General features: G+C 66.6%; 2 protein-coding genes and 1 pseudogene. All 3 read left to right on the top strand.

The window, feature by feature from the left end; translation table 11 throughout:
- Positions 1-55: 55 nt before the first annotated feature.
- Entirely contained in the window at positions 56-1,063 is a 1,008-nt protein-coding gene (locus VGS97_RS05655; RefSeq protein ID WP_326852143.1) for a methyltransferase, read from the top strand.
- Positions 1,064-1,166: 103 nt separating this feature from the next.
- Positions 1,167-1,286 (top strand): annotated as a pseudogene (locus VGS97_RS29430) (IS5/IS1182 family transposase); the annotation flags it as partial.
- 373 nt (positions 1,287-1,659) lie between these two features.
- A partial coding sequence (locus VGS97_RS05650) for a hypothetical protein (protein WP_326852142.1) occupies positions 1,660-1,857 on the top strand: 198 nt, incomplete at its 3' end.

Below are 1,857 nucleotides of genomic sequence, written 5' to 3'. Positions count from 1 at the left end.
GGACCGACCGGTCTACTTCGTCCGGCAGGTTGTTCCGAGGTAAATAAGGAGAGCCATGACGGAAATCGTGGAGCAGGAAGCCGACTTGTTGGCGATGGCGAGCCTGGTCACTCCCATGACCGTGCGCATGGCCGCCACATTGCGGCTGGCCGACCATCTCACGCCGGAGCCGAGAACCGCACAGGAGTTGGCCAGCCTCGTCGGGGCCAATGTGGACATACTGGACCGCCTTCTGCGGCATCTTTGCTCTATCGGCGTGCTTTACAGCGATAGTTTGGGCGTTTATCGGCTTACCCCCCGAGGTGAGCCGCTGCGGGAAGGCCATCCCAGCCAGCTACGTGCGAGACTGACCGTCGAGGGCGCGGAGGGCAGGGCTGACCTATGCCTCACGCACCTGCTGCACACGGTGTGCACCGGGAAGCCGGCGTTTCCCGAGCAGTATGGCCAGCCCTTCTGGGATGACCTGTCAACTCATGAGGCGGTCGCAGAGTCGTTCCATCGACGCATGGCAACGGCCATTGGCTCCGCTGCGCCAGCGATCGTCGCCGCCTACAACTGGGGCAGCCTCGGTCACGTCGTCGATGTCGGCGGCGGTAGCGGCGCGCTGCTTATCGCGATGCTCCGGAAGTACCCAGACCTGCGTGGCACCGTCGTCGACTTGCCCCCCGTCGCCGACCTCGCGCGACAAGCCTTTGCAGAAGCCGGGCTCGCTGGTCAGGCTACTGCCATGGCGGGCAGCTTCTTTGACCCGCTGCCTGCCGACGCCGGGGGTTATGTGCTGTCGGCGGTCATCCACAACTGGGATGATGATCAGGCCCGTGCCATCCTGAGGCGCTGCTCCGAGGCGACCGGAGACGATGGCAGGGTGTTCGTCATTGAGAAGATCGGGTCGGATGGCGGTTCGCTCAGCACGGAGACCGACTTGCGGATGGCTGCCTACTTCGGAGCGCGAGAGCGCAATCTCGCGGAGATCCGGCGGCTGGCTAGCTCCGCGCAACTCGACGTAACGGGGATTCACGCGGCAGACGGCTGTGTCGTGGTCGAGATGGTGAGTGGCCGATGAGCAGGCATACGCTCAACGCAAGACGAAATGGCAGCGAACCGCCCCGCTGTGCTAACACTGCGTCTCATATGGTCGTGGTCTGTCTGCGGCATACTCAGGGTCCGTGGATGATGCCCTCGCCAAGCGGTTGGTGCCGGACGAGTTCTGGGTGATCATGGAGCCGCTGGTGCCATCGTTTGCGGTGCGTGTGCAGGGCGGCGGGCGGGCGCCGGCTGATCCGCGTGCGGGCGCCGAAGCGAGGTCGCCGGTCTCATGGTGCTCGACGTGCAGGACGACCCGAACGGCTTTGGTGGTCGAGGTGCGGGTATCCAAGACGAAGCCGCGCACGGTCGCCGTCCCGTACGGATCGAATCCGTTGACGTGCCCGGTGCGTGCGTGGCACGCGTGGGCCGCAGCGGCCGGGCTTGGCGATTCGGACGGCCCGACGTTCCCCCGCATCGACCGGCACGGCCGACTGCTCGGGGGCCTGTCTGGGCAGGCAGCCGGGGATGTCGTGACGCGCGCCGCCGACCGGGCCGGGATCAAGGGCGGCTGGCGTTCGGTGGCTTCTGGCCATTCACTGTCGATTGTCGGCACGGCTGGGTACGGTGGGGCGCATGAGCGCACCCACCATGGACCGGCCCGACACCGACAACGGCGATGCGCACCCTGGTCCCGCAGAGGTGCTCGCGGCGCTCGCGGAGTTCTCCACGCCCGAAACGCTCACAATGATCGACCGCGAGGTGGATGAGGCGTACCGGGCGAGCCTGGAGCAAGGCGACCCGGCGCCGCTGCGCAAGGTGCTGGAGCACTGG

This window comes from Actinocrinis sp. (genome assembly GCF_035946395.1).
Taxonomy (GTDB): Bacteria; Actinomycetota; Actinomycetes; order Streptomycetales; family Catenulisporaceae; genus Actinocrinis.
Note: the sequence above shows the minus strand (reverse complement) of the source record. Positions and strands in the feature narration are given on the sequence as shown.

What these genes read in the sequence shown, in the direction of transcription:
- VGS97_RS05655 (WP_326852143.1), top strand. Translation starts at nt 56, where the DNA reads ATGACGGAAATCGTGGAGCAGGAAGCCGACTTGTTGGCGATGGCGAGC.